This window comes from Amycolatopsis keratiniphila subsp. keratiniphila (genome assembly GCF_001620365.2).
Lineage (GTDB): Bacteria > Actinomycetota > Actinomycetes > Mycobacteriales > Pseudonocardiaceae > Amycolatopsis > Amycolatopsis keratiniphila.
Map to the genome: position 1 here is coordinate 270720 of NZ_LQMT02000012.1, position 23589 is coordinate 294308.

Genomic DNA, 23589 nt, shown 5'->3' on the forward strand with positions numbered 1-23589 from the left:
AGCCTCAGCTTCGTCTTGCCCACCAGCCTTTTGGGGGTCTTGTGAGAGTCGCCAGGCTCGCCGCCCTGTTCACCGCCGTCCTGGTCCTTCCGGCGACGGCGTTGCCCGCCCAAGCCGACGCGCCGCCGGCGCCGGTCTTCAAGGACGGCCAAGCCCAGCCGGTGTTCGATCCGGCGGACGTCATCCGGGAGAACGTCTGGGTCACCGCGCCGGTCGACAGTGACCACGACGGCAAGGACGACCTCGTGCACGCGGAGGTCGTGCGGCCCCGCGCGACGCAACAGGGCATGAAGGTCCCGGTCGTCTACCAGGCCAGCCCCTACTACGCGGGTGGCAACGACGTCGCGAACCACAACGTCGACGTGGAGCTGTACGTGCCCGGCGCGAAGCGCGCCCCGGCGGGACCGCGGATCGCGACGAAGACCGTCGGCCCCAACGCGGCCCCGATCAGCTGGCGTTACCAGGACTACTTCACCGCCCGCGGGTTCGCCGTGGTGTACGGGGAGTCGCTCGGCAGCGGTCAGTCCACCGGCTGCCCGAGCACCGGCGACGTCAACGAGACCATCGGCGCGAAGTCCATTGTGGACTGGCTGAACGGCCGCGCGACGGCGCGCGACGCGGCGGGCAAGGCCGCGGTCGCGGACTGGAGCACCGGCAAGACCGGCATGACGGGCGTCTCCTACAACGGCACGCTGCCCAACGCGGTGGCCAGCACCGGGGTCGAGGGGCTGGAGACGATCGTCCCGATCGCGGCGATCTCCAGCTGGTACGACTACTACCGCAACGACGGCGCCGTCGTCGCGGCCGGCGGTTTCCAGGGCGAGGACGCCGACGTGCTCGCGGACTACGTCTACACGCGCCAGGACCGCGCCGTCTGCCGCCCGCTGATCGACCGGATCGGGGTGGACCAGGACCGGGTGACCGGTGACTACAGCCGCTTCTGGGACGTGCGGAACTACCGCAACGACGTGAACAAGGTGCGGGCCTCGGTGCTCGTGGTGCACGGCCTCGGCGACTGGAACGTCAAGACCGACCAGGGCACCCGCTGGTACGAAATGCTCAAGGCGCGCGGGGTCGAGCACAAGATCTGGCTGCACCAGGCCGGGCACGCCGACCCGTACAGCCTCCGCCGCGACGTCTGGCTCGCCACGCTGAACAAGTGGATGTCGCACTACCTCTACGGCATCGACAACGGCATCGAGCGCGAGCCGAAGGCCACCATCCAGCGTGAGGACAAGTCGTGGGTGGACGAGCCGGAGTGGCCGCTGCCCGGCACCCAGGACGTCAAGCTCTACCCGTGGCCCGGCGGTTCTTCGAAGGGCAAGCTCGACACGCGTAACCCCGTCCCGGGCAAGGCCGCCGTCGAGACGCTGGCGGACGACGCGAGCAAGACGATCGAACAGCTGGCGGCCGCCGCGTCGTCGGGCAACCGCCTGCTGTACTCGACCACCGCGGCGAAGCAGCCCGTGCGGCTTTCCGGAACCGTGAAGACCGACCTGTCGCTGTCCTTCGACAAGCCGGCCGCGAACGTGACCGCCGTGCTCCTCGACCGCGCTCCGGACGGGACGGCGAAGGTGATCACCCGGGGCTGGACCGACCCGCAGAACCGGCGCGACCCCGCCCGCACCGACCCGATCACCCCCGGGGAGAACTACAAGGTCGAGGTGGAACTGGTCGCGAAGGACTACCTGCTCGCGGCCGGGCACAAGATCGAGTTCCTGGTGGCGTCCAGCGACCACGACTACACGCTCCGCCCGAAGCCGGGCGCCGGTGTCTCGGTCGAACTGAACCGCACTTCGCTGGTGTTGCCGGTGGCGGGCGGCAAGCCCGCGCTGCGTGCCGCCTTCGGCTGAGCGAGGCGACTTCCGTGAAGGCCTCCTTCCCTACCCTCAAGGTAAGGAAGGAGGCCTTCACTACGTCGCCGATGTGCCGTTGGCGGCGCTGAGGCTGAGGGCGTGTTGCGAAAGCCACTTTCGCAACCTCCAACGTTGCGAAAGTGGCTTTCGCAACGTCACACCGTGGCCATCGACCACCGCCGGAATCCGGTGGGAAAACGCCGACCCGACCTCGGGCTTGTACGGAAAATGTATTTCCCCCGGCTTTGCTCCGTCCTGTCCGGCTTCCCCACCTGATGGAGGTCTCCATGTCCAGGTTGCGCCGTTTCGCAGTGCTCGCCGCGGCCGCCGTTCTCCCCGCGCTCGGCCTGACCCTCGCCGGTACGACGCAGGCATCGGCCGCCCCGAACTTCCAGGTCCCCTTCAAATGCGGCGTCACGGTCACGGCGGCGACGTTCAGCGGGCACAGCCCGGCGAACTCGGTCGACTTCCAGAAGTCGGGGATCACCGGGATGCCGGTGCTGGCGTCGGCGGGCGGCACCGTCACCCGGGTCGCGAACGAAGGCAGCACGAGCTACGGGCGCTGGGTCGAGATCGACCACGGCGGCGGCTGGCGTACCCGGTACGCCCACCTTTCGACGCAGTCCGTCTCGGTCGGCCAGGCCGTCAGCCTCGGCAAGCAGATCGGCACGGCCGGCGCGACCGGTGGCGTCACCGGCCCCCACCTGCACTTCGAAGAGCGGCTCAACGGGGTGGCACAGAAGGCGGTGCTGAACGGGGTCGCGGTGCCGTACTACGGCCACACGAACTTCACCAGCAAGAACTCGTGCGGCGGCAACCCCTACGAGGCCACCGAGGTGTGCGGCAGCGGCTTCTCGGTCGTCGACTCCCAGGGCCTCGCGAACGGTTCGGGGACCGCGTACCTGCTGTACAACGCCTCGACCAAGGCCAACTGCGTCACCACGCTGAAGGCCGTTTCGCTCGGCACCGCTTCGCCGGTTTCGGCGTTCCTCGAGGTGCAGGGCTCGGCTCGTGTGACCGACTCCGGCAGCTTCACCTACTACGCCGGGCCGGTGAAGAAGACGGCCGCCTCGACCTGCGTCAAGTGGGGCGGTTCGGTCGGGTCGAACGCCTACGAGAGCCCGTTCGAACACTGCGACTGATCCCGTGGGGCCGGGCACTGTAGGGCAACCCACCGACAGGATCGGCGTCCCTCGATCGGTCCCGCGGCGGTTGTCCACAACGGTCCCGGCTGTCCACAGATCTGTCCTGCCCCCACCCAGCGGCCCCATTCCCGCCGCAGGGTGGGGGCATGACCACTTCCACCCCGACCGGCAGGACCAAGGTCGATCTCACGGATCCGGCGGACCTGCTCGCCGCGATCCCGTACCTCCTCGGATTCCACCCCGAGGATTCCGTCGTCGTCTTCGGCCTGCGCGGCCCGGGACGGATGAAACAAGGCCTCGTCATGCGCGTGGACCTGCCGCCGCCCGGCCTGGAACAAGACCAGGCGCGTGACCTGGCGATCAGGCTCGCCGTGTCCGGTCACACCGGTGCCACCCTCGCGGTGGTCGGCGGTGGCACCGCGAACAAGGCGGGACGGCCCCCGCGCCGCCGGTTCGTCCGCCGCCTGGAAGCCGCGCTGGCCGAGTACGAGATCTCGGTGACGCATTCGGTGTGGGCGCCCCGGATCGCCGCCGACGTGCGCTGGGGCTGCTACCGGGAAAGAACCTGTGGCGGTCTCCTGCCGGATCCTCGTGACTCGGTGGCCGCCGCGGTCGTCACCGGTGCCGGGCACGTCACCCATACGAGCCGGGACGAGGTCGAGCGGCTCTTCGACCCCGTCGAGCCGGAGACCCTCGCCAGACGGGCCGATCTCCTCACCAGGATGGCCGATCCGCCGTGGCGAGGGGCAGATCCCGTCCCGGCCGGAGTCGCCGAGGTGAACGCCGCCCTCACCCGTGCCGACGGCGGGGACCGGGTGATCACCGACGACCAGGCCGTCCGGCTGGCCTGGGCGCTTTCCCTGGTCGAGGTCCGTGGCGCCTGCCTGCTCACGGCCGTCCCGGCGGATTCGGCGCTCGCCCGCGCGGCGGAGGACCTCTGGCTCACCCTGGCCCGGGAGCTCCCGGCACCCGAAGCGGCCGAGGCGCTCGTCCTGAAGGCGCACGCCGCCTATGTCCGAGGCGACCTGGCGACCGCCGGGATGGCCTTGGCCAGGGCCGGTGAGGCCGACCCCGGGCACGGGCTGGCGAAGCTGCTGAGCACGGCCCTCAACGCGATGGTGCCGCCGGCCGACCTGATCGAGGTGGTCCTGCGGCAGCAGGCCGAAGGGCCACCGGAGATCAGGCTCAGAGCCTGATGGCGGAGCTGAGGTTACGTCCGGAAAGTCGCCAGACGCGTGAACCCGCCCGGCCGAAGGCCCCGCTATCGCGGTGGCAGGGCGCCTCGTACGCATCCGTGACGTGGACGACCAGGTCGCGCCCTGCCGACGTCGATCGCGGACGCGGGTTCACCAACAGGCACTCAGACGTTCCGGCGGGACCGGGTGAACGCCCACGCGTCGGCCACGATGCCGTCGAGGTCGGTGCGCTCGGGCTTCCAGCCGAGTTCGTCACCGGCCCGCTCGCTGGAGGCCACGAGCACCGACGGGTCGCCCGCGCGGCGCGGCGCGACCGCGGCGGGGATCTCGTGACCGGTGGTCCGGCGGCAGGCCTCGATCACCTCGAGCACCGAGAAACCGGTGCCGCTGCCGAGGTTGTAGATGCGGTGTTCGCCGTCAGCCGCGTGCCGCAGGGCCAGCAGGTGCGCGTCGGCGAGGTCGACCACGTGGATGTAGTCGCGGATGGCGGTGCCGTCCGCGGTCGGGTAGTCGTCACCGAAGATCTGGATCCGCTCGCGGTCCCCGGTGGCGACCTGGAGCACGAGGGGGATCAGGTGGGTTTCGGTGGTGTGCCGCTCGCCGAAGGAGCCGTAGGCACCGGCGACGTTGAAGTACCGGAGGCTGACCGCGGCGATGCCGTGGGCGCGCGAGAACGACGTGATCGCGTGGTCGATGGCCAGCTTCGTCGCGCCGTAGGTGTTGGTCGGCTGGGTCGGCGCCGTCTCCGGGATGGGGGAGGACTCGGGTTCGCCGTAGGTGGCCGCGGTGGAGGAGAACACCAGCCGCTTCGTGCCGTGGTCGCGCATCGCTTCGAGCAGGCGGAGCGAGGTCAGGACGTTGCCTTCCCAGTACTTCGCCGGATCCGTCATCGATTCGCCGACCAGCGACTTGGCGGCGAAGTGGAGGACACCGTCGAAGCCGTCGCCGAGCAGGCGCCCGGCGACCTCGGCGGCGTCGCCCTCGACGAAGGTCGCGTCCGGGTGCACCGCGTCGGCGTGCCCGGTGGAGAGGTCGTCGACCACGGTGACGTCGTGCCCGGCCTCGATGAGGCGGGCCGCGCAGACACTGCCCACATAACCGGCTCCGCCCGTCACCATCAGCTTCAGGGTCTTGGTCGGTTCGTCGGTCACGTTCGCGCCTTTCTGCTGCGGATGCGGTCGCGGCCCAGTGTCCTCGCCCCCGGGCACGCTGCGCGCCCGGGGGTGGTGCGGCGGCTAAAGCCCGTCGCGGCCCGCGCCACGCGACGGCACGGCGGTGAACAGCCTGGGGTGGCGCAGATCCGCGGCTTCGTACGCGGCCTTCACCGCTCGGCCCACGGTGTCCACATCGGACTCCCGGACCAGTGCGATCGCCGATCCGCCGAAGCCGCCGCCGGTCATCCGCGCGCCGAGCGCCCCGGCCTCGCGGGCCGAATCGACGGCGAGGTCGAGCTCGCGGGTGGAGATCCGGTAGTCGTCGCGCATGCTCATGTGCGAGGCGTCCAGCTGAGGGCCGATCTCGGTGATCCGGCCCGCGCGCAACAGGTCCACGGTGTCGAGGACGCGCTGGTTCTCCGTCACCACGTGGCGCACCAGCGGCACGAGCTCGTCCGGCAGCTTGGCGAGCGCGGTGTCCAGCCCGTCGACGCCGATGTCCCTCAGCGCCTTCACCCCGAGCAGTTCCGCGGCGCGTTCACAGCCCCTGCGACGTTCGCCGTAGCCGCCTTCGGCGTGCGAATGTTTCGTGCGGCTGTCCATGATCAGGATCCGGACGCCGGATTCCTCCAGTGGGAACGGCACCTGCTCCATCTCGCCGGAGCGGACGTCGAGGAACAGCACGTTCGATTCCGTGCAGCACAGGGAAGCGGTCTGGTCGAGCAGGCCGGTCGGCGCCCCGACGAAGTCGTTCTCCGAACGCTGCACCCAGCGGGCCACCTCGTGCAGGGTCGGCGCGCCCGCGCCGGTCCCCGGGGTGATGCCCGCCAGCCCCAGGAGGGCGAGCGCGACCGCGCATTCGAGCGCGTGGGAGGAGGACAGGCCCGCCCCCGAGGGCACGTCCCCCGCGATCACCACGTCCGCGCCGCCGCCGAGGCCCTGGTCCCGCAGGACCCACGCGACCCCGGCCGGGTACGCGGCCCACCCCTCGACCGAGCCGGGCCGCAGATCTGCGATGGTGAGCGGGCCGGATTCCTGCACCCGGCCGTCCGAGCCGAGGGTGGCCACGGTCAGCACACCGTCCTCGCGCGGCGTCGCCGCAGCGGCGAGCCGGTGCGGGAGGGCGAACGGCAGCACGAAACCGTCGTTGTAGTCGGTGTGCTCACCGATCAGGTTCACCCGGCCCGGTGCGGACCAGACGCCGGCCGGAGCCCGGCCGTGGAGGGCCTGGAAGGTCTCCGCGGCGTCGGACGCGGCGCTCACCTGGCCTGCGCCAGCACGGCGTGCAACGCCGAGACGGGCACCTGCGCGGTGCTGGTCCCGCCGGTGACCTCGATGGTCCCGCCGGGCGCCGTCTTGCCGACCTTCACCCGGCTGCCGGGCACGATGCCGACCGACTTGAGCTCCGTCATCAGCGTCTCGTCCAGCTGCACGTGCTCGGCGATACGGCGGATCTCGACCTCGCCGCCACCCATGCGGGCGAACTCGTCGAGCCGCACGAGGTCGGCCTCGGCGGGCGGGGCGGGATCGCCGTCACCGAGCTTGTCCAGCCCCGGGATCGGGTTGCCGTAGGGCGACGTGGTGGGGTGGTCGAGCAGCTTGACCAGCTTGCGCTCGACGGCCTCGCTCATCACGTGTTCCCAGCGGCAGGCCTCGTTGTGGACGTGCTCCCATTCCAGGCCGATGACATCGACCAGGAGGCGCTCGGCCAGCCGGTGCTTGCGCATGACCGCGATGGCGAGTTCGCGACCGTGCTCGGTCAGCTGCAGGTGCCTGTCGTCCGCGACCACGACCAGTCCGTCGCGCTCCATCCTGGCGACGGTCTGGCTCACGGTCGGGCCGCTCTGCTGCAGCCGCTCCGCGATCCGGGCCCGCAGCGGGACGACACCTTCTTCTTCGAGCTCGTAGATGGTACGCAAGTACATCTCTGTGGTGTCGATGAGATCGTTCACGCTGTCCCCTTCGTCCGCGTTGCTCATCGTAGTCGCTGGCACCGACAGCGACGCAGGCGTGGGGAGAACAAGCGCCGAGGCGGGAAAAGTCCCCCAAGCTGGGCATGGAGCCGTGTGTCACGGGAAGATGGGCCCATGCGCCCCATGATCACCACCAGCGAACTCGCCGAGCAGCTCTCCGGGCCGGAATCCGCACGCTCAGTAATCCTCGACGTCCGCTGGCGGCTCGCCGGGCCGCCCGGCGCCGATTCCTACCGCGAGGCACACCTCCCGGGCGCGGTGTACGTCGATCTCGACACGGCGCTCGCCGGGGAGCCGGGGGAGGGCGGCCGTCACCCGCTGCCCGAACCGGAGACGCTGCAGCGGCATCTGCGGGCGGCCGGCGTCCGCGCCGGTCACCCGGTGGTGGTCTACGACGACTCCGACGGTTCGGTCGCGGCCCGGGCGTGGTGGCTGCTGCGCTGGGCCGGGCACACCGAGGTCGCCGTGCTGGACGGCGGGTTCGCCGCGTGGGCCGGGGAAGAGCGCCCGCTCACCGACGAGGTCCCGTCCCCCGAGGAGGGCGACATCGTCGTCGAGCCTGGCGGCATGCCGGTGCTCGACGCGGCCGAGGCCGCCACGCTCGCCAGGGACGGGCTGCTCTTCGACGCGCGGGCGCGGCCGAGGTACGCGGGGGAGACCGAGCCGATCGACCCGCGCGCCGGGCATATCCCCGGCGCGGTCAACGCGCCCTTCTCCGGGCACGTCGGGGAGGACGGCCGCTGGCGGGACGCCTCGGAGCTGGCCGAGCGGTTCGAGGGGCTCGGCGTGGCCCCGGAGACACCGGTCGGTGTCTACTGTGGATCGGGCGTCACCGCCTCGTCGGTCGTGCTCGCGCTGGAGGTCGCCGGTCACCCGGAGCCGGCCGCGCTGTACGCGGGTTCGTGGTCGCACTGGTCCCGCGATCCGGAGCGCCCGGTGGCCACGGGGGATCTGCCCGGCTGACCCGCGGAACGGCGCACGAGCCGCGTTCGGGCACTGGTGCCCTGCGTCGGAAATCCGGCGCGTATCCCGGCGGCCCAGCTTCCCGACGGCCGCGTCGCCGGTTCGCCCGAGTACGACCCGGTACGAGGACGAACCGGCGCCTTGCCGTCGGAAACCTGGATCCACCGGGATAAGCACCGTATTTCCGGCGCAGGGCACTAGAGTTCGGACCATGCGAGCACCGGCCGTCGTATGGGACTCCTCGCTGCTGGGTTACGACCTCGGCGGCGAGCATCCGTTCAATCCGGTGCGGCTCGAACTGACCATCCGGCTCGCCACCGAACTCGGCGTGCTCGACGGGGTCGAACTGCTGATCCCCGGCCCGGCGGGCGAGGACGAGTTGCGCCGCGTGCACCTCGGCGAGTACATCGAGGCCGTCCGGCAGGCGCCGATGACCGGTGCCGACTTCGCGCACGGGCTCGGCACCGAGGACAACCCGGTGTTCACCGGGATGCACGAGGCTTCCGCGCTGGTCGTCGGGTCGACGCTGCTGGCCGCGCGGAAGATCGCCGAGGGCGAGGCGACCAGGGCGGTGAACATCGCCGGCGGGCTGCACCACGCGATGCCGGGCAAGGCGTCGGGCTTCTGTGTCTACAACGACTGCTCGGTGGCGATCTCGTGGTTGCTGGACCACGGCTTCGAGCGCGTCGCGTACGTCGACACCGACGTCCATCACGGCGACGGTGTGCAGACGGCGTTCTACGACGACCCGCGGGTGCTGACCGTTTCGCTGCACCAACACCCGTTCACGCTGTGGCCGGGTACGGGCTACTCGGCGGAGATCGGCAAGGGTGGGGCCGAGGGCACCTCGGTCAACCTGCCGCTGCCGCCCGGCACCCGTGACGGTGGCTGGCTGCGGGCGTTCGAGGCGGTGGTGCCGTCGCTGCTGGAGCAGTTCCGGCCGCAGATCCTCGTCACCCAGTGCGGCGTCGACTCGCACGAGGAAGACCCGCTGGCGGATCTCTCGCTCTCCGTGGACGGCCATCGCGCGATCTACCGGCGGTTGCGCGAACTGGCCGAGACGCACACCGGCGGCCGCTGGCTGGCCGTGGGCGGCGGTGGCTACCAGCTGATCCGGGTGGTGCCGCGGTCCTGGACCCATCTGCTCGCCACCGTGCTCGACCGCGACGTCGACCCGGCGACGTCGCTGCCGCCGAACTGGGTCGCGTCGATCACCAGGGCGGCGCCGAAGGCCGAGATCCCGCCCGGCATGTCCGACGACCGCGACACCGCCTTCGTCCCCTGGGGGGACGGAGAGGACGAGCCGGTGGACATCGCCATCCGCGACACCCGCCGCGCGATCTTCCCCCTGCACGGCCTCGATCCGGACGATCCGAGGGACTGAACATGGCCAGTGAGGACACCAAGCGCGACCCCTACGACTACCCGCGTGAGTGGGAGGCCGACGTCCTGCTCTCCGACGGCGGCACGGTGCACCTGCGCCCGGTGATCCCGAGCGACGCCGACGGGCTGGTCGCCTTCCACGGCCGGCTGTCCGAACGCACCCGGTACTTCCGGTACTTCGGTGCCTATCCGCGGATCCCGCAGCGCGACCTCGAACGGTTCTCCGTCGTCGACCACCACGACCGGGTCGCGTTCGTCGCGTTGCTGGGCGACGACATCGTCGCGGTCGGCCGGTACGAACGGCTCGAACAGGGACCGTCGGCCGAGGTCGCGTTCGTCGTCGACGACGCCCACCAGGGCCGCGGGCTCGGGTCGATCCTGCTGGAGCATCTGGCCGCGGCCGCCTCGGAATCCGGGCTGCGCCGCTTCGTCGCCGAGGTGCTCGCCGAGAACGCGGGCATGGTCCGGGTGTTCCGTGACGCGGGCTACCAGGTCAGCCGCGAGATCGAAGAAGGCGTGCTGCACCTGGAGTTCGACATCGACCCGACCGAGGAGTCGCTCGCGGTCGCCCGTTCCCGGGAGCAGGCCGCGGAGGCCCGCAGCGTGCACAACCTGCTGCATCCGAAGTCGGTCGCGGTGATCGGCGCGTCCACCGATCCGACGAAGATCGGCTACGTCGCCCTGACCAACCTGCTCAGCGCCGACTTCGCCGGCACGGTCTACCCGGTCAACCCGGAGCACAAATCCGTCCGCGGTGTCCGTGCCTATCCGTCCGTCGTGGACATCCCGGAAGACGTCGACCTCGCGCTGGTCGCCGTCCCCGCCGAGGCCGTCGAGTCCGTTTTGGACGGTGCGCTGGCCAAGGGGGTCAAGACCCTCCTGATCGTCTCCGGCGGGTTCGCCGAGGCCGGGCCGCACGGGCTGCACGCGGAACTGAGGCTGGTCGGGGAAGCCAGGGCGCACGGAATGCGCGTCGTCGGCCCGAACGCGCTGGGTGTGCTCAACACCGACGCCTCGGTCCGGCTCAACGCCACCCTCGCGCCCCGGCTGCCCGCGCGTGGCCGCACCGGGTTCTTCTGCCAGTCCGGCGCGCTGGGCACCGCGATCCTGGCCGACGCCGAAGCACGCGGCCTCGGGCTTTCCACCTTCGTCTCGGCGGGGAACCGGGCCGACGTCTCGGGCAACGACCTGCTCCAGTACTGGGAGACCGATCCGGCGACCGACCTCGTCCTGCTGTACCTGGAATCGTTCGGCAACCCGCGCAAGTTCGCGCGGCTCGCGCGGCGGCTGGCGCGGACGAAGCCGGTGGTGGCGGTGAAATCCGGCAGGCACGCCGTCCGCCCGCAGCTCGCCGCGACCTCGGCGGAGGTCGACGAGTCCAGCGTCCAGGCCCTGTTCGAGCAGGCGGGCGTCGTCCGCGTCGACACCCTCGCGCAACTCTTCGACACCGCGCTGGTCTTCGCCCACCAGCCGCTGCCCGCCGGCCCGCGGATCGCCATCGTGGGCAACTCCAGCGCCATCGGGCTGCTCGCCGCCGACACCGCGCGGGCACACGGTCTCCGGCTGACCGCCGATCCGGTCGACGTCGGGCCGCAGGCGAGCCCGGAGGAATTCGCCGCCGCCGTGCGCGAGGCGCTCAACTCCCCGGAGACCGACGCGCTCGTCGTGGTCTTCGTGCCGCCTCTGGCGATCCCCGGCACCGCCTACGCCCGTGCGCTGCGAGAAGCCGTGGTCGAGATGGACAAGAACAAGCCGATCGTGTCGACCTTCCTCGCCGTCGAGGGTGTGCCGGACGAGCTGGCCGTGCTGTCGGAGGACGGCGTGCCGACGCGGGGTTCGGTCCCGTCGTACCCGAGCCCGGAACGCGCGGTGAACGCGCTCGCGCGGGTCGTGCGCTACGCCGCCTGGCGGCAGCGGCCGCAGGGCAACCTGGTGCGGCCCGCCGGCCTGCACGCCGAGCAGGCGCAGGTGATCGTCGGCGAACTGCTGGCGGCCGAGGACGGCAAGACCACGCTGCTCTCCGACGACGACGTGGTCCGGCTCCTGGGCTGCTACGGCATCGACGTCGTCCCGTTCCGGGTCGTGACGTCCGCGGACGAAGCGGTGAAAGCGGCCAAGGACCTGGGCTTCCCGGTCACCCTCAAGGCCGTCGACGAACGGCTGCGCGGCAGGCCGGACCTCGCCGGGGTGCGGCTCGATCTGTCCTCTGTGGACGGAGTGCGCCGGGCGTACCTCGACCTGCGGGAGATCTCCGGCGACGACGACGTCTACGTCCAGCGGATGGCGCCCAAGGGGCTGTCCTGCGTGATCGGGCTGCAGGACGACCCGTCGTTCGGCACGCTCGTGTCGTTCGGGCTCTCCGGTCTGGTCAGCACGCTGCTGGGGGACCGGGCCTACCGCGCCGTCCCGCTGACCGACGTCGACGCAGCCACCCTGCTGCGCGAACCGCGGACGTCACCGCTGCTCACCGGCTACCGCGGCGACGAACCGGCGGATCTGGCCGCGCTCCAGGACATCGTGCTGCGCGTCGCGGCGCTCGCCGAGGACAACCCCGAGGTCCGGTCGATGACGCTCGACCCGATCCTCGCCTCGCCGGACGGCGCTTTCGTGGCCAACGCCCGGATCGTGCTCGGCCCGCCACCGTCCCGTCCCGACACCGGGCCGCGACGGCTGCGGCCGATCAACGCCCCTGCTTGAGCTCCCACTCTTGGGGCGCGCGGGCCGCGAGGTCCTCGTCGTGATGGGTGAACGTCGCGATATCGCCCCGGATGGTGTTGTGGAACGCGACGATCCGCCCGTCACGGACGAGTTTCGTCTGCACCGCCTGTTTCTCCCCGGCGAGGGGGCCGGCGGGGATGGTCAGCACGGTCGCGGTGTGCACGAGGTCGAACCCGCCGCCGAGCGGGCGGCTCGACACCTGGCGGATCCGCAGCGTGCTTCCCCGGTAGATGGTGTCGAAGATGTTCTGGCTCTCGCGCGCGATCGTCGCGCGGCCGCGCTGGATCCGGCCGACGACGTCGACGAAATCCGCGTCCTCGGCGAAGTTCGCCGCCCACGCCTCGCCGTCGCCCGCGTTCCAGGCACATTCCAGTGCGGTGATGATCTCCTCGGTGGTCATCGCTATCCTCCTGTAACAACGATCCATTATTTAGAACAACGTTCCAACTTTCGAGGAGCATACATGTCGGCGGACCTTCCCGGCATCGTCCGGTTGCGCGATCGGCGTGAGGCGCTGACGCTGCGCACGATCCTGACGGCGGCCCGCGGCCTGTTCGCCGAGCGTGGGTACGCGCGGACGCCGATCCGCCTCATCGCCCAGGAAGCGGGGGTCGCCCCGCAGACCATCTACGCGCACTTCGGGTCGAAGGCCGGTGTCCTCGGCGGTCTCGTCGACCTCCTCGACGACGAGGCCGGGATTCCCGACCTCGTCGCCGAGGCGCAGCGGACCGAGGATCCGGTCGCGCTGCTCGGCCTGCTGGCCACGGTCGCCCGCCAGGTCCGGGAACGCTGCGGGGACATCGTCGCGATGCTGAGCTCCGGTGCCGCCGTCGATCCGGACATCGCCGCGACCCAGGCGGAGGGCGCGCGGCGCAACCGGCTCGGCGTCGAGATGGTCATGGACCGCGTCCGGAAGAGCGGCCGCAGCCTGGCGCCGAGGGCCACGGACATCGCCGTGGCGCTGATGAGCGCCGACGTCCACACCAGCCTCGTCGCCGAGGCCGGGTGGAGTCACGACGACTACGAAGCCTGGCTCAAGGAGACCTTGGTCGCGTCGCTGCTTCGGTGACGCAGGTGCTCGGCGAAGAACGCCGAGAGCCGGGCACGCTGGACGGCGACGCTTCGCGCCGGGTCGATGGTGCCGACGAACGCGGCCGGGGCGTTCCCCAGTTGCGGCAGCAGAGTCTGATAGTCGGTGAAGCTGAAGTGCTCACCGTCCGGCAGCCGCGTTTCCCCGGTCCAGCCGCGCTGATTGCGCTGGAACTCCTGCCAGGACGCGTCCGACGCCGCGCTGTGGTCGCCGGCGCTCATCAGCAGGAAGGGCCGGTCCAGTCCCTCGTCGGCGACACGGCCGAAGATCCGCTGAGACTGTGAGTGGGCCATACTGCCGTCCAGGTTCGCCCCGGCGACGACGCGCCGATCGCTCACCATGGTCTCGCCCGCGGTGAATCCGCCGGCGGAGTGTCCGAACATGCCGGCCTGGGTGAGGCCGAGCGAGTCGAGGACGAAACGCGTGTCTCGTACGCGGGTCTCGATCACGCGTTTCGACACCTCGATACTCGACGGCGGCAGGGCCTTCTTCTCGACGTGGCCGCCCGGGAACTCCACCGCTTCCGCTTCGTGGGTGTGGTCGATGGCCACCACGACGTAGCCCTCGCTCGCGAGCTGTTCCTGGTGCGTGGTGCCGTGCGAACGCGACAACGTGCCCCCGGGCGAATACAGCACGACAGGCCGCTTGCCGCCGATCGCGGGCGCACCGACGCGGGAGTGGGTGGGGAAGCGGTAGTCGAGGCGGTCCGACGGCATGCCCAGTTTGGCGGCGTCGCCTTCGGCTACCACCTTCGCGACGCCTGGCGCCATGTACGGTGCTTTCGGCTTCCCGCTCGGCAGTGCCGGGTACCGGACGGTGACCATCAATTCCCTTGTGGTGCCGGGAACCCACGGGTCCTGGCGGGAGTGGTCGATCAGGTGGAGGTCGGTGCTGCCGACCGCGAACGGGCCGGTCGGCGCGGGCAGGCTCAAGCGGACGGGCGCCGCCGACGCGGACGGTGCGAGGAGGACGGCGGGGAGGGCGAGCATGGTGGCGAGGACGCCGATGCGGCGCGTTGTTCGTTTCATGGCACCGAACGTAGGGAGCGCGCCCGGCCGCGGACATCGGGAAGATCACCGGTCCCGACCCTGGGATCAGCGCCGGGGGTAGCGGACTTCCCAGGCGTCGGTCGTGCCGTCCGCGGCCAGTTCCCGTTTGAGCACCTTGTGCGTGGCCGTCCGCGGCAGCGCGTCGAGCACGCGGACGAACCTCGGTCGCTGCTTCGGACCCAGATCACCTTGTGCGGCGACGAAAGCGGCGAACTCGTCCGCGTCGATCGGTGCCCGGCAGACCAGTGCGGCCATCACCTGGTCGCCGACTCGCGGATCCGGGACGCCGTACACGGCCGCCTCGCTGACGGCGGGATGCCGCAGGAGCGCGCGTTCGATCGGGGCGGTGCCGAGGTTCTCGCCGTCGACACGCAGCCAATCGCCGAGCCTGCCCGCGAAATAGCAGTAACCGTCCGCGTCGAGGTACGCCAGGTCGCCGGTGTGGTACATCCCGTCGCGCATCCGCTCGGCCTCGGCCTCGGGATCGCCGTAGTACCCGGCGAAGAATCCGGGGCCACCGGTGTTGACCAGTTCGCCGACCGCTTCGGCGGCGTTGAGCAACTTCCCGCCTTCGCCGAATTCCGCCGGGGGACAGGGTTTCCCGGTCTCCGGATGAAGGACGGCCACGCCGTCGAGCAGGCGGCCGAGCGAACCCGGCGGGGTGGTGGCGTCCCTGCCGAAGTTCACTCCGCCTTCGGTCGAGCCGAAGGCGTCGACCACGTGGCAGCCGAACCGCCTGCCGAAGGCGGCGAGGTCGGCTTCCGCGCCTTCGTTGCCGTAGACCAGTTTCAGCGGGTTGTCGGCGTCGTCGTCCCGTGCGGGGGTGGTGAGCACATAGGACAATGGCTTGCCGACGTAGTTGGCGTATGTCGCCCCGAACTTCCGGACGTCCGGAAGGAAGCCGGAGGCGGAGAACCGCCGTCGCAGCGCGATCCCCGCACCCGCCGCGAGCCCGACCGACCAGCCCGCCATGATGGCGTTGGAATGGAACATCGGCATCGACACGTAGACGGTGTCCTCTGTGGACAGACCGAATCGCGTCGCCAGCATCTCGCCGGGGTAGGCGATCTTGCCGTGGGTGCACCGGACGGCCTTCGGGTCGCCGCTGGTGCCGGAGGTGAAGATCAGCATGAGCAGGTCTTCGGGTTTCGCGGTCACCGGCACGACGGCCTCGCGGGCCGGTTCGAGATCGCTCAGCGGAAGCACCGGAACGCCGGCTTCGGACAGCAGCGGAAGGTACTTCTCCTCGGCGAACACCAGCTCGCAGTCGGCCAGCGCGATGTCACGGGCCAGCGCCGCGCCCCGGCGCGTCGGGTTCAGGCCGACCAGCACGTGCCCCGAGAGCGCCGCCCCGCCGAGCAGGAACGAGAACTCGGGGACGTTGTCCGCCAGCAAGCCGAAATGTCCGCCGGGACGCAGGGCCCCGGCGAGCGCGGCCGCGTGGCCGGCGCAGGCCTGGACATGTTCGGCCCAGGTCCAGCGCCGGTCCTCGAACAGCAACCCGGTCGAGCGGTCCTCCGCCCGCGCGAGCAGGAGTTCCGTGACCGTGGGGGTCATGCCGGGGCCGCGGCCAGGAGATCGCCGAGCCCGCCCAGCTGCGCGGTCGCCCCGCCGAGGGTGAACTCGAGCCGTTTCGCCGCGACGAAGTAGCGATGCAGCGTGTGGTCGACGTCGATGCCGACCCCGCCGTGGATGTGCACGGCGGTGTGTGCGACACGGTGCCCGGCCTCGGCCGCCCAGAACTTCGCGGTCGCGACCTCTTCGGCCGCCGGAAGCCCTTCGCTCAGCCGCCAGGCGGCCTGCCACAACGTCAGCCGGACGGCTTCGACGTCGACGTAGGCGTCGGCGAGCCGCTGCCGCACCGCCTGGAAGCTCCCGATCAGGTGCCCGAACTGCTTGCGTTCCCGCGCGTACGCCGCGGTCAGCTCCAGCGCCCGTTCGACGACGCCGAGCTGCTGCGCGCAGACGCCGACCGTGCCCCGGAGCCGCAGCCATTCGCCGACGTCGCCCAGCGAGGCCGTGGCCTTCGCGCCGGACAGTTCGACGAGCGCCGCGTCGGCATGATCGACGGTCCGCTGCGGCGAGACCGTCGCGGCGTCCCGGTCGAGCAGGAACACCTGACGACCGCCGTCGATGGCGGCTTCGACGAGGAACCCGTGCGCGAACGCGCCCGACGCCACCGCGGTCTGCGCGCCGGTCAGCCGCCAGCCGTCGCCGTCGGCCTCGGCGGTGAAACCGCACGGCACGCCGTAATCCGGCAACGCCACCGCGAGGACGTGGTCACCGCGCAGGACCGGGACGATCCAGCGTTCGGCGAGCTGTCCGTCCCCGAATTCCGCGACCGCCGCCGCGCCCATGACCACCGAGGTCAGATACGGCACGGGCGCGACCGCGCGGCCGATTTCGGCCAGTACCGAACACTGCTCCAGCAGCCCGAACCCGCCTCCACCGACCGACTGCGGGAGCGCCGCGTCGAGCACGCCCGCCTGGGCCAAGGAAGTCCACAGTGGAGCGTCGAAGCCGCCGGAACCGTGTGGTCCCAGCACCTCTGGGGTGACCTTGTCCGTCAGGATCCGGCGCGTGAGCGACGCGAGGTCCCGCTGCGCTTCCGTGAGCGTGAAGTCCATCGATATCTCCTAGCGCGTGACGGGCAGGCCGAGGGCGGTCGCGGCGATCATGTCCCGCTGGATCTCGTTGGCGCCGCCGCCGAAGGTGAGGATCAGCGACGAGCGGTGCAGCCGTTCGACGCGGCCGCGCAGCTGGGCGCCGGGGGAGCCCTCGCGGACCACCGCGCCCGCGCCGAGGATCTCCATCATCAGCCGGTAGGCCTCGGTCGCGAACTCCGTGCCGAACACCTTGGTCGCCGACGCCTCCTCGGGGCCCAGCTCGCTGCTCGCGGCGGCCCAGGCGATCCGCCAGTTCCGCAGTTTGAGGTACTCGGCGTGGGCGTGGATCCGCGCCAGGTGCAGCCGCACCCACGGCTGGTCGGCGACGCGGGTGCCGTCGGGCAGCTTCGTGGTCTGCGCCCAGGCGCGCACCTCGCGCAGCGACGTCTGGATCGGCGCGGCCGAGGTCAGCGCGACCCGCTCGTGGTTGAGCTGGTTCGTGATGAGCGGCCAGCCCTCGTTCTCCCCGGCGACCCGGGAGGTCACCGGGACGCGGACGTCGTCGTAGTAGGTGGCGCTCGTGCCCGGTCCGGCGACCGTGTGCACCTTCGTCCAGGAGAAACCGGGGGCCGACGTCGGCACGATCAGCATGCTCAGGCCCTTGTGCCGATGCGCGTCGGGATCGGTGCGGGCGGCCAGCCAGATGTAGTCGGCGTACTCGATCAGGCTCGTCCACATCTTCTGGCCGTTGATGACGTAGTCGTCGCCGTCGCGGATCGCGCGGGTGCGCAGCGCCGCCAGATCGGTGCCCGCGCCCGGTTCGGAGTAGCCGATCGCGAAGTGCAGCTCGCCCGCGGCGATCTTCGGCAGGTAGAACGCCTTCTGTTCTTCGGTGCCGTAACGCATGATCGTCGGTCCGACGGTGTTCACCGTGAGGAACGGGACGGGCACCCCGGCCGCGGCCGCCTCGTCGGTGAAGATGAGCTGGTCGAGCATCGGCCGGTCCTGCCCGCCGTACTCGCGCGGCCAGCCGATCGCGAGCCAGCCCGTACGGCCGAGGTCGCGAACGATTTCCTTGTACACCAGGCCGTTGCCGTACTCGCCGCCGTCGCCGGCCAGAGCTTCGCGGCGCTCCGGGGTCATCAGCCCGGCGAAGTACTCCCGGAGTTCGCCCGCCAGTGCCCGCTGCTCCGGCGTGTAGTCGATCCGCATCCGTCACCTCTGCCGTCGGTGCTCGTTACTGGTGCCATGGCCGCTCGCGGCGGTAGGGTAGAACCTGTTCTAGTTGTACCAGGTGTGGCGGCGAGGAGGGAATATGGAGATCGGCGTCGATCGCTCGCTCTGCGAGGCGAACGCGATCTGTGTCGGCTTCGCGCCCGAGGTCTTCGATCTCGACGACGACGAGGAGCTGGTCCTCGCGTCGGGAGAAGTTCCGCAGAATCAAGTAGAACGTGTTACTCAAGCTGTGGCGAGCTGTCCGAAGAACGCCCTGCTCATACGTGGTTAGCACCGTTCATTTAATGCTTGCATCGAGCAAGAACAGATTCTAGTGTGTGCGGAGAGGCAAGGAGGCCTGGAGTGAGTTTGGACGGCAAGACGGCCATCGTGACCGGCGCCGGCGCGGGACTCGGCCGGGCCGAGGCGCTGGCGCTGGCCGCCGCGGGAGCGTCGGTCGTGGTCAACGACGTGTCCGCCGCCGCACAGGCGGTGGCCGACGAGATCGAGGCCGAGGGCGGCAAGGTCATCGCGGTCACCGGCGACGTGTCGGAATCCGCGACGGCCGACGCGCTGCTCACCGCCGCCGTCGACCACTTCGGCGGGCTGCACGTGCTGGTCAACAACGCGGGCGTGCTGCGCGACCGGATGCTCTTCTCGATGACCGACGACGAATGGGACACGGTGCTCCGCGTCCACCTGCGCGGGCATTTCCTGCTTTCGCGCAACGCCGGGGCGTACTGGCGTGACAAGTCCAAAGTGGACGGCGCGCCGGTGTACGGCAGGGTGGTCAACACCGCGTCGGAGTCGTTCCTGCTCGGCGCCCCCGGCCAGCCGAACTACGGCGCGGCCAAGGCGGGCATCGCCGCGCTGACCGTCTCCACCGCGCGCGGCCTCTCCCGCTACGGTGTCCGCGCCAACGCGATCTGCCCGCGCGCCCGCACGGCGATGACCGAAGGCGTCTTCGGCGCCGACGCGCCGGAGGGGATCGACCCGCTTTCGGTCGACCACGTCGCGCCGTTCGTGTCCTTCCTCTGCTCGCCGGACGCCGATCGCGTCAACGGCCAGGTGTTCCTCGTCTACGGCGGGATGGTCGCGCTGATGCGGCCGCCGTCGGTGGAACAGCGGTTCGACACCGTCAACGGCACCTGGACCGCCGACGAACTCGCCACCAGCGTGGGCGGCTACTTCGCCGACCGCGACCCGGAACGGATGTTCTCCGCCTCCGAGATCATGTCGCTGCCGTGAATCAGAGGAGATGACGATGGGCAGGCTCGACGGCAAGGTAGCGCTGATCACCGGCGGCGCCCGCGGACAGGGCGAGGCGGCCGCACGGCTGTTCGTCGCCGAGGGCGCGCGTGTGGTGATCGCCGACATCAACGACCTCGACGGCAAGAAACTCGCCGCCGATCTCGGCGAATCGGCCGTCTACCAGCACCTCGACGTCGGCGACGAGGCCGAATGGGGCGCGGCGATCGAGCGCACCCACGCGGAGTTCGGCCCGCCGACGGTGCTGGTCAACAACGCGGGCATCCTGCACTTCTCGGAACTGGGCAAGACCACGCTCGCCGACTACGAGCGCGTCATCCGGGTCAACCAGATCGGGGCGTTTCTCGGGATGCGCTCGGTCGTTGAACCGATGACCGGGGCCGGAGGCGGCTCCATCGTCAACGTGTCCTCAGTGGAGGGGCTCGCCGGGATGCCGTTCCTCGTCGCCTACACCGCGAGCAAGTTCGCGATCCGCGGGATGACCAAGGTCGCCGCGCTCGAACTCGGTGCGAAGAACATCCGGGTCAATTCGGTCCACCCCGGCGCGATCGACACCCCGATGGTCGCCGCCGCCGCGGGCGGGCAGAAAGTCGACATGTCGTGGGTGGGCAAGAAGGTCGCCCTCGGCCGCGTCGGGCAGCCGGAGGACATCGCGAAACTCGTGTTGTTCCTGGCCAGTGACGAAAGTTCGTACAGCACGGGCGCGGAGTTCGTCGCCGACGGCGGCGCGACCGCGACGCACGCTCTCAAGTTCTGACGCGGAGGTGCCGAGAGCAAAGTGAACACCGCTAACGCAATGGGGCGTTGACAGGTGGAGTAAGACTCGGGGCAGGCGACTGGGAGGTTCTGTGGGAGCGACGGTGTCCGTCCCCGGTACGGGTGCGCTCACACAGGTCGGCAGGCTCGCGACCCTGTCGTGGGAAGTGCTGCGCGCGATCTTCAAACGACCGTTCCAGTTCCGCGAATGGATCCAGCAGTGCTGGTTCTTCGCCAGTGTCACCATCCTGCCGACAGCACTGGTGGCGATCCCGTTCGGCGCGGTCATCGCGTTGCAGCTGGGTTCGCTGACGCAGCAGATCGGCGCGCAGTCGTTCACCGGCGCGGCGAGCGCGCTCGCGATCGTGCAGCAGGCGAGCCCGCTGATCACCGCGCTGCTGGTGGCCGGTGCGGGCGGCAGCGCGGTCTGCGCCGACATCGGCGCCCGCAAGATCCGCGAAGAGATCGACGCGATGGAGGTACTCGGGGTCAACCCGATCCAGCGCCTGATCGTGCCCCGCGTGCTCGCCGCGATCGTGGTTTCGGTGCTGCTGAACGGTTTGGTCAGCGTCGTCGGCGTGCTCGGCGGTTACTTCTTCAACGTCGTCATGCAGGGCGGCACGCCGGGTGCGTACCTCGCCAGCTTCAACGCGCTCGCGCAAGTGCCGGACCTGTGGATCAGCGAGATCAAGGCGTTCCTCTACGGCTTCGTCGCCGGGGTGGTCGCGGCGTTCCGCGGGCTGAACCCGGCGGGCGGGCCGAAGGGCGTCGGCGACGCGGTGAACCAGGCCGTGGTCATCACGTTCCTGCTGCTGTTCCTGATCAACGTCGTGCTGACCGCGATCTACCTGCGGATCGTGCCGCCGAAGGCGATGTGACATGGCAGGCGAACCCGCTGTCTCCGACCGGACGCTCGAAATCATCGCGCGTCCCGGTGCGATGCTGGAAGGTTTCGGCGGCCAGCTGTCGTTCTACTTCCGCGCGCTGGCCTGGACCCCGCGCACGATCCGGCGCTACGGCCGCGAGATCTTCCGCCTGCTGACCGAGGTCAGCTTCGGCACCGGCGCGCTCGCGGTGATCGGCGGGACGCTCGGCGTGATGATCGGGATGACGCTGTTCACCGGTCTCATCGTCGGCCTGCAGGGCTATTCGGCGCTGAACCAGCTCGGCACCGCCGCGCTCACCGGATTCATCTCGGCCTACTTCAACACCCGTGAGGTCGCGCCGCTTTCGGCCGGGCTCGCGCTTTCGGCCACCGTCGGATGCGGGTTCACCGCGCAACTCGGCGCGATGAAGATCTCCGAGGAGATCGACGCGCTCGAAGTGATGGGCGTGCCGAGCATGCCGTATCTCGTGACGACGCGGGTGATCGCCGGCGTCACCGCGGTCATCCCGCTCTACGCCGTCGGCCTGCTCTCGTCCTATCTCGCCTCGCGGCAGATCACCATCTGGCTCTACGGCCAGTCCGCGGGTACCTACGACCATTACTTCACGCTGTTCCTGCCGCCCGAGGACGTGCTCTGGTCGTTCCTCAAGGTGATCATCTTCAGCGTGCTCGTCATCCTGTCCCATTGCTATTACGGCTATACGGCCAGCGGTGGGCCCGCCGGGGTCGGCGTCGCGGTCGGCCGCGCGGTGCGGACGTCGATCGTGCTGATCTCGGTGCTCGATTTCTTCCTGAGCCTCGCGATCTGGGGCGCCACCACGACAGTGAGGATTTCCGGGTGAACAGGAGGATGCTGCTGCAGCGGCTCCGGCACCAGGTGCTGGGGCTGATCTTCCTCGTGGTGGTCGTGCTGTTCTTCGTCACCACCATCGCCTTCTACCAGAAGGCCTTCACCACGGTGACCCTGGTGAAACTGGAGACAGACCGCATCGGCAACCAGATGCGCGAGGGCGCGGACGTCAAGGTGCGGGGGATGGTCGTCGGCGAGGTCCGGTCGATCCAGGCCCACGGTGACCGCGCGACGATGGATCTGGCGCTGCAACCGGACAAGACGTCGGTCATCCCGTCCAACGTGTCCGCGCGGCTGCTGCCGAAGACGTTGTTCGGCGAGCGGTATGTCGCTTTGCAGGTACCGGAGAAGCCGGAGCGGCACATCGCCGAGGGCGACGTCATCCCGCAGGACCGCAGCAGCAGCGCGATCGAGCTGGAAACCGTGCTCGGCAACGTGATGCCGTTGCTGCAGGCCGTCCAGCCGGAGAAGATGGCCAGCACGCTCAACGCCGTCGCGTCCGCTTTGGACGGTCAGGGCAAGCAGCTCGGCGCGACGATGGCCGGACTTTCGGAGTATCTGGGCAAAGTGAACCCGTCATTGCCGGATCTCAAGGCCGACATCACCGGGGTCGCCGACGCCGCCGCGATCTACGACAAGGCCGCGCCGGATCTGCTGGCGGCGCTTTCGGATCTGACCACCACGAGCAAGACGCTGGTGGAGAGCCAGCGCGGTCTCGCCGACGTCTACTCGACCGTGACGGCGGCGTCCATCGACCTGACGAGCTTCCTGAAGGTCAACCAGGACAACCTGATCCGCCTCACCACCAACCTCCAGCCCACTTTGGACGTCCTCGCGAAATACGCGCCGGAGTACCCGTGCCTGCTCAAACAGCTCGCCGGATCGGTGCCGCGCGCGGAACTCGCGTTCGGCAAGGGCACCGCGCATCCCGAGGTCAGCCGGGTGACGATCGAGTTCACGCCGAGCCGGGGCAAGTACCTGCCCGGCGTCGACGAGCCGAAGTACAACGACAAACGCGGCCCCCGGTGCTACCCGGAGGTCCCGCCGCCGGGCCGCTGGCCGCAGTACCCGCCGGACGGCGCCATCGACGACGGATCGTCGAAGCCCGCGCCGCCGCGCGACCCCGACGGCAGCCTGCCCTCGAACGGGACCATTCCCGCGGGCGGGAACGCGGGTGGTTCGGTGGTGAACTCGCCGGACGAGCAGCGGCTGATCGACCTGCTCGTGTCGCCGGCGATGGGCACGACGCCGGACCAGGTGCCGAACTGGGGCAGCCTGCTGGTGGGGCCGCTGTACCGCGGGGCGGAGGTGGAACTGCGATGAGGACTGTGCCGAACGTGGGGTCCGGGTCCGTGAAGGCCTCCTTCCCTACCTTGAGCGTAGGGAAGGAGGCCTTCACGGACCGTTGCTTCGGGCTCGGGCGCGGTTTGGCCTCGCCAGGCGCCGCCAGTGCGCTTCGGCCGTGTCGCGAAAGCCACTT

The 23589-nt window shown here is 70.3% G+C and carries 21 protein-coding genes; 13 read left to right on the plus strand and 8 right to left on the minus strand.

Annotated elements, in window-relative coordinates:
- The first annotated feature begins 41 nt into the window (after positions 1-41).
- From AVR91_RS12950 to AVR91_RS12960, 3 genes are all read left to right on the plus strand, one after another.
- Positions 42-1853 (plus strand): Xaa-Pro dipeptidyl-peptidase, encoded by a 1812-nt coding sequence (locus AVR91_RS12950; protein ID WP_063275030.1) that lies wholly within the window; start codon positions 42-44, stop codon positions 1851-1853.
- 290 nt (positions 1854-2143) lie between these two features.
- Entirely contained in the window at positions 2144-2998 is an 855-nt protein-coding gene (locus tag AVR91_RS12955) for a M23 family metallopeptidase (protein ID WP_038516271.1), read from the plus strand.
- A gap of 149 nt (positions 2999-3147) precedes the next feature.
- Complete coding sequence (locus AVR91_RS12960) at positions 3148-4197, plus strand: DUF4192 domain-containing protein (protein ID WP_063823167.1); 1050 nt, start codon at positions 3148-3150, stop codon at positions 4195-4197.
- Positions 4198-4361: 164 nt separating this feature from the next.
- Here the strand turns inward: AVR91_RS12960 and galE are convergent, their stop codons facing one another.
- From galE to AVR91_RS12975, 3 genes are all read right to left on the minus strand, one after another.
- Positions 4362-5315, minus strand: a complete 954-nt coding sequence (gene galE, locus AVR91_RS12965; protein ID WP_143253999.1) for a UDP-glucose 4-epimerase GalE — start codon at positions 5313-5315, stop codon at positions 4362-4364.
- Between the two features lie 117 nt (positions 5316-5432).
- Positions 5433-6614: a galactokinase gene (gene galK / locus AVR91_RS12970; RefSeq protein WP_063275032.1), complete on the minus strand. Its 1182-nt coding sequence runs from the start codon at positions 6612-6614 to the stop codon at positions 5433-5435.
- Positions 6611-7330 (minus strand): metal-dependent transcriptional regulator, encoded by a 720-nt coding sequence (locus tag AVR91_RS12975; RefSeq protein WP_083715628.1) that lies wholly within the window; start codon positions 7328-7330, stop codon positions 6611-6613. The genes galK and AVR91_RS12975 overlap by 4 nt, the downstream gene beginning before the upstream one ends.
- Before the next feature lie 108 nt (positions 7331-7438).
- Here AVR91_RS12975 and AVR91_RS12980 point away from each other — a divergent pair, with 108 nt between their 5' ends.
- The 3 genes from AVR91_RS12980 (at position 7439) to AVR91_RS12990 (ending at position 12367) form a co-directional block, all read left to right on the plus strand.
- Positions 7439-8287, plus strand: coding sequence for a sulfurtransferase (locus AVR91_RS12980; RefSeq protein WP_063275033.1), 849 nt, complete (start codon positions 7439-7441; stop codon positions 8285-8287).
- 211 nt (positions 8288-8498) lie between these two features.
- Complete coding sequence (locus AVR91_RS12985; RefSeq protein WP_016332757.1) at positions 8499-9671, plus strand: acetoin utilization protein AcuC; 1173 nt, start codon at positions 8499-8501, stop codon at positions 9669-9671.
- Positions 9672-9673: 2 nt separating this feature from the next.
- The gene (locus tag AVR91_RS12990) at positions 9674-12367 is read left to right on the plus strand and encodes a bifunctional acetate--CoA ligase family protein/GNAT family N-acetyltransferase (protein ID WP_063275034.1); all 2694 of its coding nucleotides are present in this window, start codon (positions 9674-9676) and stop codon (positions 12365-12367) included.
- Here AVR91_RS12990 and AVR91_RS12995 read toward each other — a convergent pair.
- Entirely contained in the window at positions 12351-12788 is a 438-nt protein-coding gene (locus AVR91_RS12995) for an SgcJ/EcaC family oxidoreductase (protein ID WP_063275035.1), read from the minus strand. The two genes, AVR91_RS12990 and AVR91_RS12995, sit on opposite strands and share 17 nt — an antisense overlap.
- A gap of 63 nt (positions 12789-12851) precedes the next feature.
- On the opposite strand from AVR91_RS12995, the gene AVR91_RS13000 reads away from it, so the two are divergent.
- Positions 12852-13457: a TetR/AcrR family transcriptional regulator gene (locus tag AVR91_RS13000; protein ID WP_063275036.1), complete on the plus strand. Its 606-nt coding sequence runs from the start codon at positions 12852-12854 to the stop codon at positions 13455-13457.
- Here the strand turns inward: AVR91_RS13000 and AVR91_RS13005 are convergent.
- From AVR91_RS13005 to AVR91_RS13020, 4 genes are all read right to left on the minus strand, one after another.
- Positions 13409-14506 carry an alpha/beta hydrolase family protein gene (locus AVR91_RS13005; RefSeq protein WP_063275037.1) on the minus strand — a complete coding sequence of 366 codons (1098 nt, stop codon included), beginning with the start codon at positions 14504-14506 and terminating at the stop codon, positions 13409-13411. The two genes, AVR91_RS13000 and AVR91_RS13005, sit on opposite strands and share 49 nt — an antisense overlap.
- 66 nt (positions 14507-14572) lie before the next feature.
- On the minus strand, positions 14573-16084 hold the full coding sequence (locus tag AVR91_RS13010; protein WP_063275038.1) for a long-chain-fatty-acid--CoA ligase: 1512 nt from the start codon (positions 16082-16084) through the stop codon (positions 14573-14575).
- On the minus strand, positions 16081-17154 hold the full coding sequence (locus AVR91_RS13015; RefSeq protein WP_063275039.1) for an acyl-CoA dehydrogenase family protein: 1074 nt from the start codon (positions 17152-17154) through the stop codon (positions 16081-16083). The genes AVR91_RS13010 and AVR91_RS13015 overlap by 4 nt, the downstream gene beginning before the upstream one ends.
- 9 nt (positions 17155-17163) lie before the next feature.
- Positions 17164-18345: an acyl-CoA dehydrogenase family protein gene (locus AVR91_RS13020; RefSeq protein ID WP_063275040.1), complete on the minus strand. Its 1182-nt coding sequence runs from the start codon at positions 18343-18345 to the stop codon at positions 17164-17166.
- A 103-nt stretch (positions 18346-18448) separates the two neighbouring features.
- Here AVR91_RS13020 and AVR91_RS13025 point away from each other — a divergent pair, with 103 nt between their 5' ends.
- From AVR91_RS13025 to AVR91_RS13050, 6 genes are all read left to right on the plus strand, one after another.
- A complete protein-coding gene (locus tag AVR91_RS13025) occupies positions 18449-18640 on the plus strand; it encodes a ferredoxin (RefSeq protein WP_063275041.1) in 192 nt (63 codons plus the stop codon).
- Positions 18641-18711: 71 nt separating this feature from the next.
- The gene (locus tag AVR91_RS13030) at positions 18712-19596 is read left to right on the plus strand and encodes a 3-oxoacyl-ACP reductase (protein WP_063275042.1); all 885 of its coding nucleotides are present in this window, start codon (positions 18712-18714) and stop codon (positions 19594-19596) included.
- 16 nt (positions 19597-19612) lie between these two features.
- Positions 19613-20374 (plus strand): glucose 1-dehydrogenase, encoded by a 762-nt coding sequence (locus AVR91_RS13035; protein WP_063275043.1) that lies wholly within the window; start codon positions 19613-19615, stop codon positions 20372-20374.
- Positions 20375-20465: 91 nt separating this feature from the next.
- Positions 20466-21251 (plus strand): MlaE family ABC transporter permease, encoded by a 786-nt coding sequence (locus AVR91_RS13040; protein ID WP_125688226.1) that lies wholly within the window; start codon positions 20466-20468, stop codon positions 21249-21251.
- A 1-nt stretch (position 21252) separates the two neighbouring features.
- Positions 21253-22101 carry an MlaE family ABC transporter permease gene (locus AVR91_RS13045; protein WP_016332769.1) on the plus strand — a complete coding sequence of 283 codons (849 nt, stop codon included), beginning with the start codon at positions 21253-21255 and terminating at the stop codon, positions 22099-22101.
- A gap of 8 nt (positions 22102-22109) precedes the next feature.
- On the plus strand, positions 22110-23432 hold the full coding sequence (locus tag AVR91_RS13050) for an MCE family protein (protein WP_063275105.1): 1323 nt from the start codon (positions 22110-22112) through the stop codon (positions 23430-23432).
- Positions 23433-23589 lie beyond the last annotated feature (157 nt).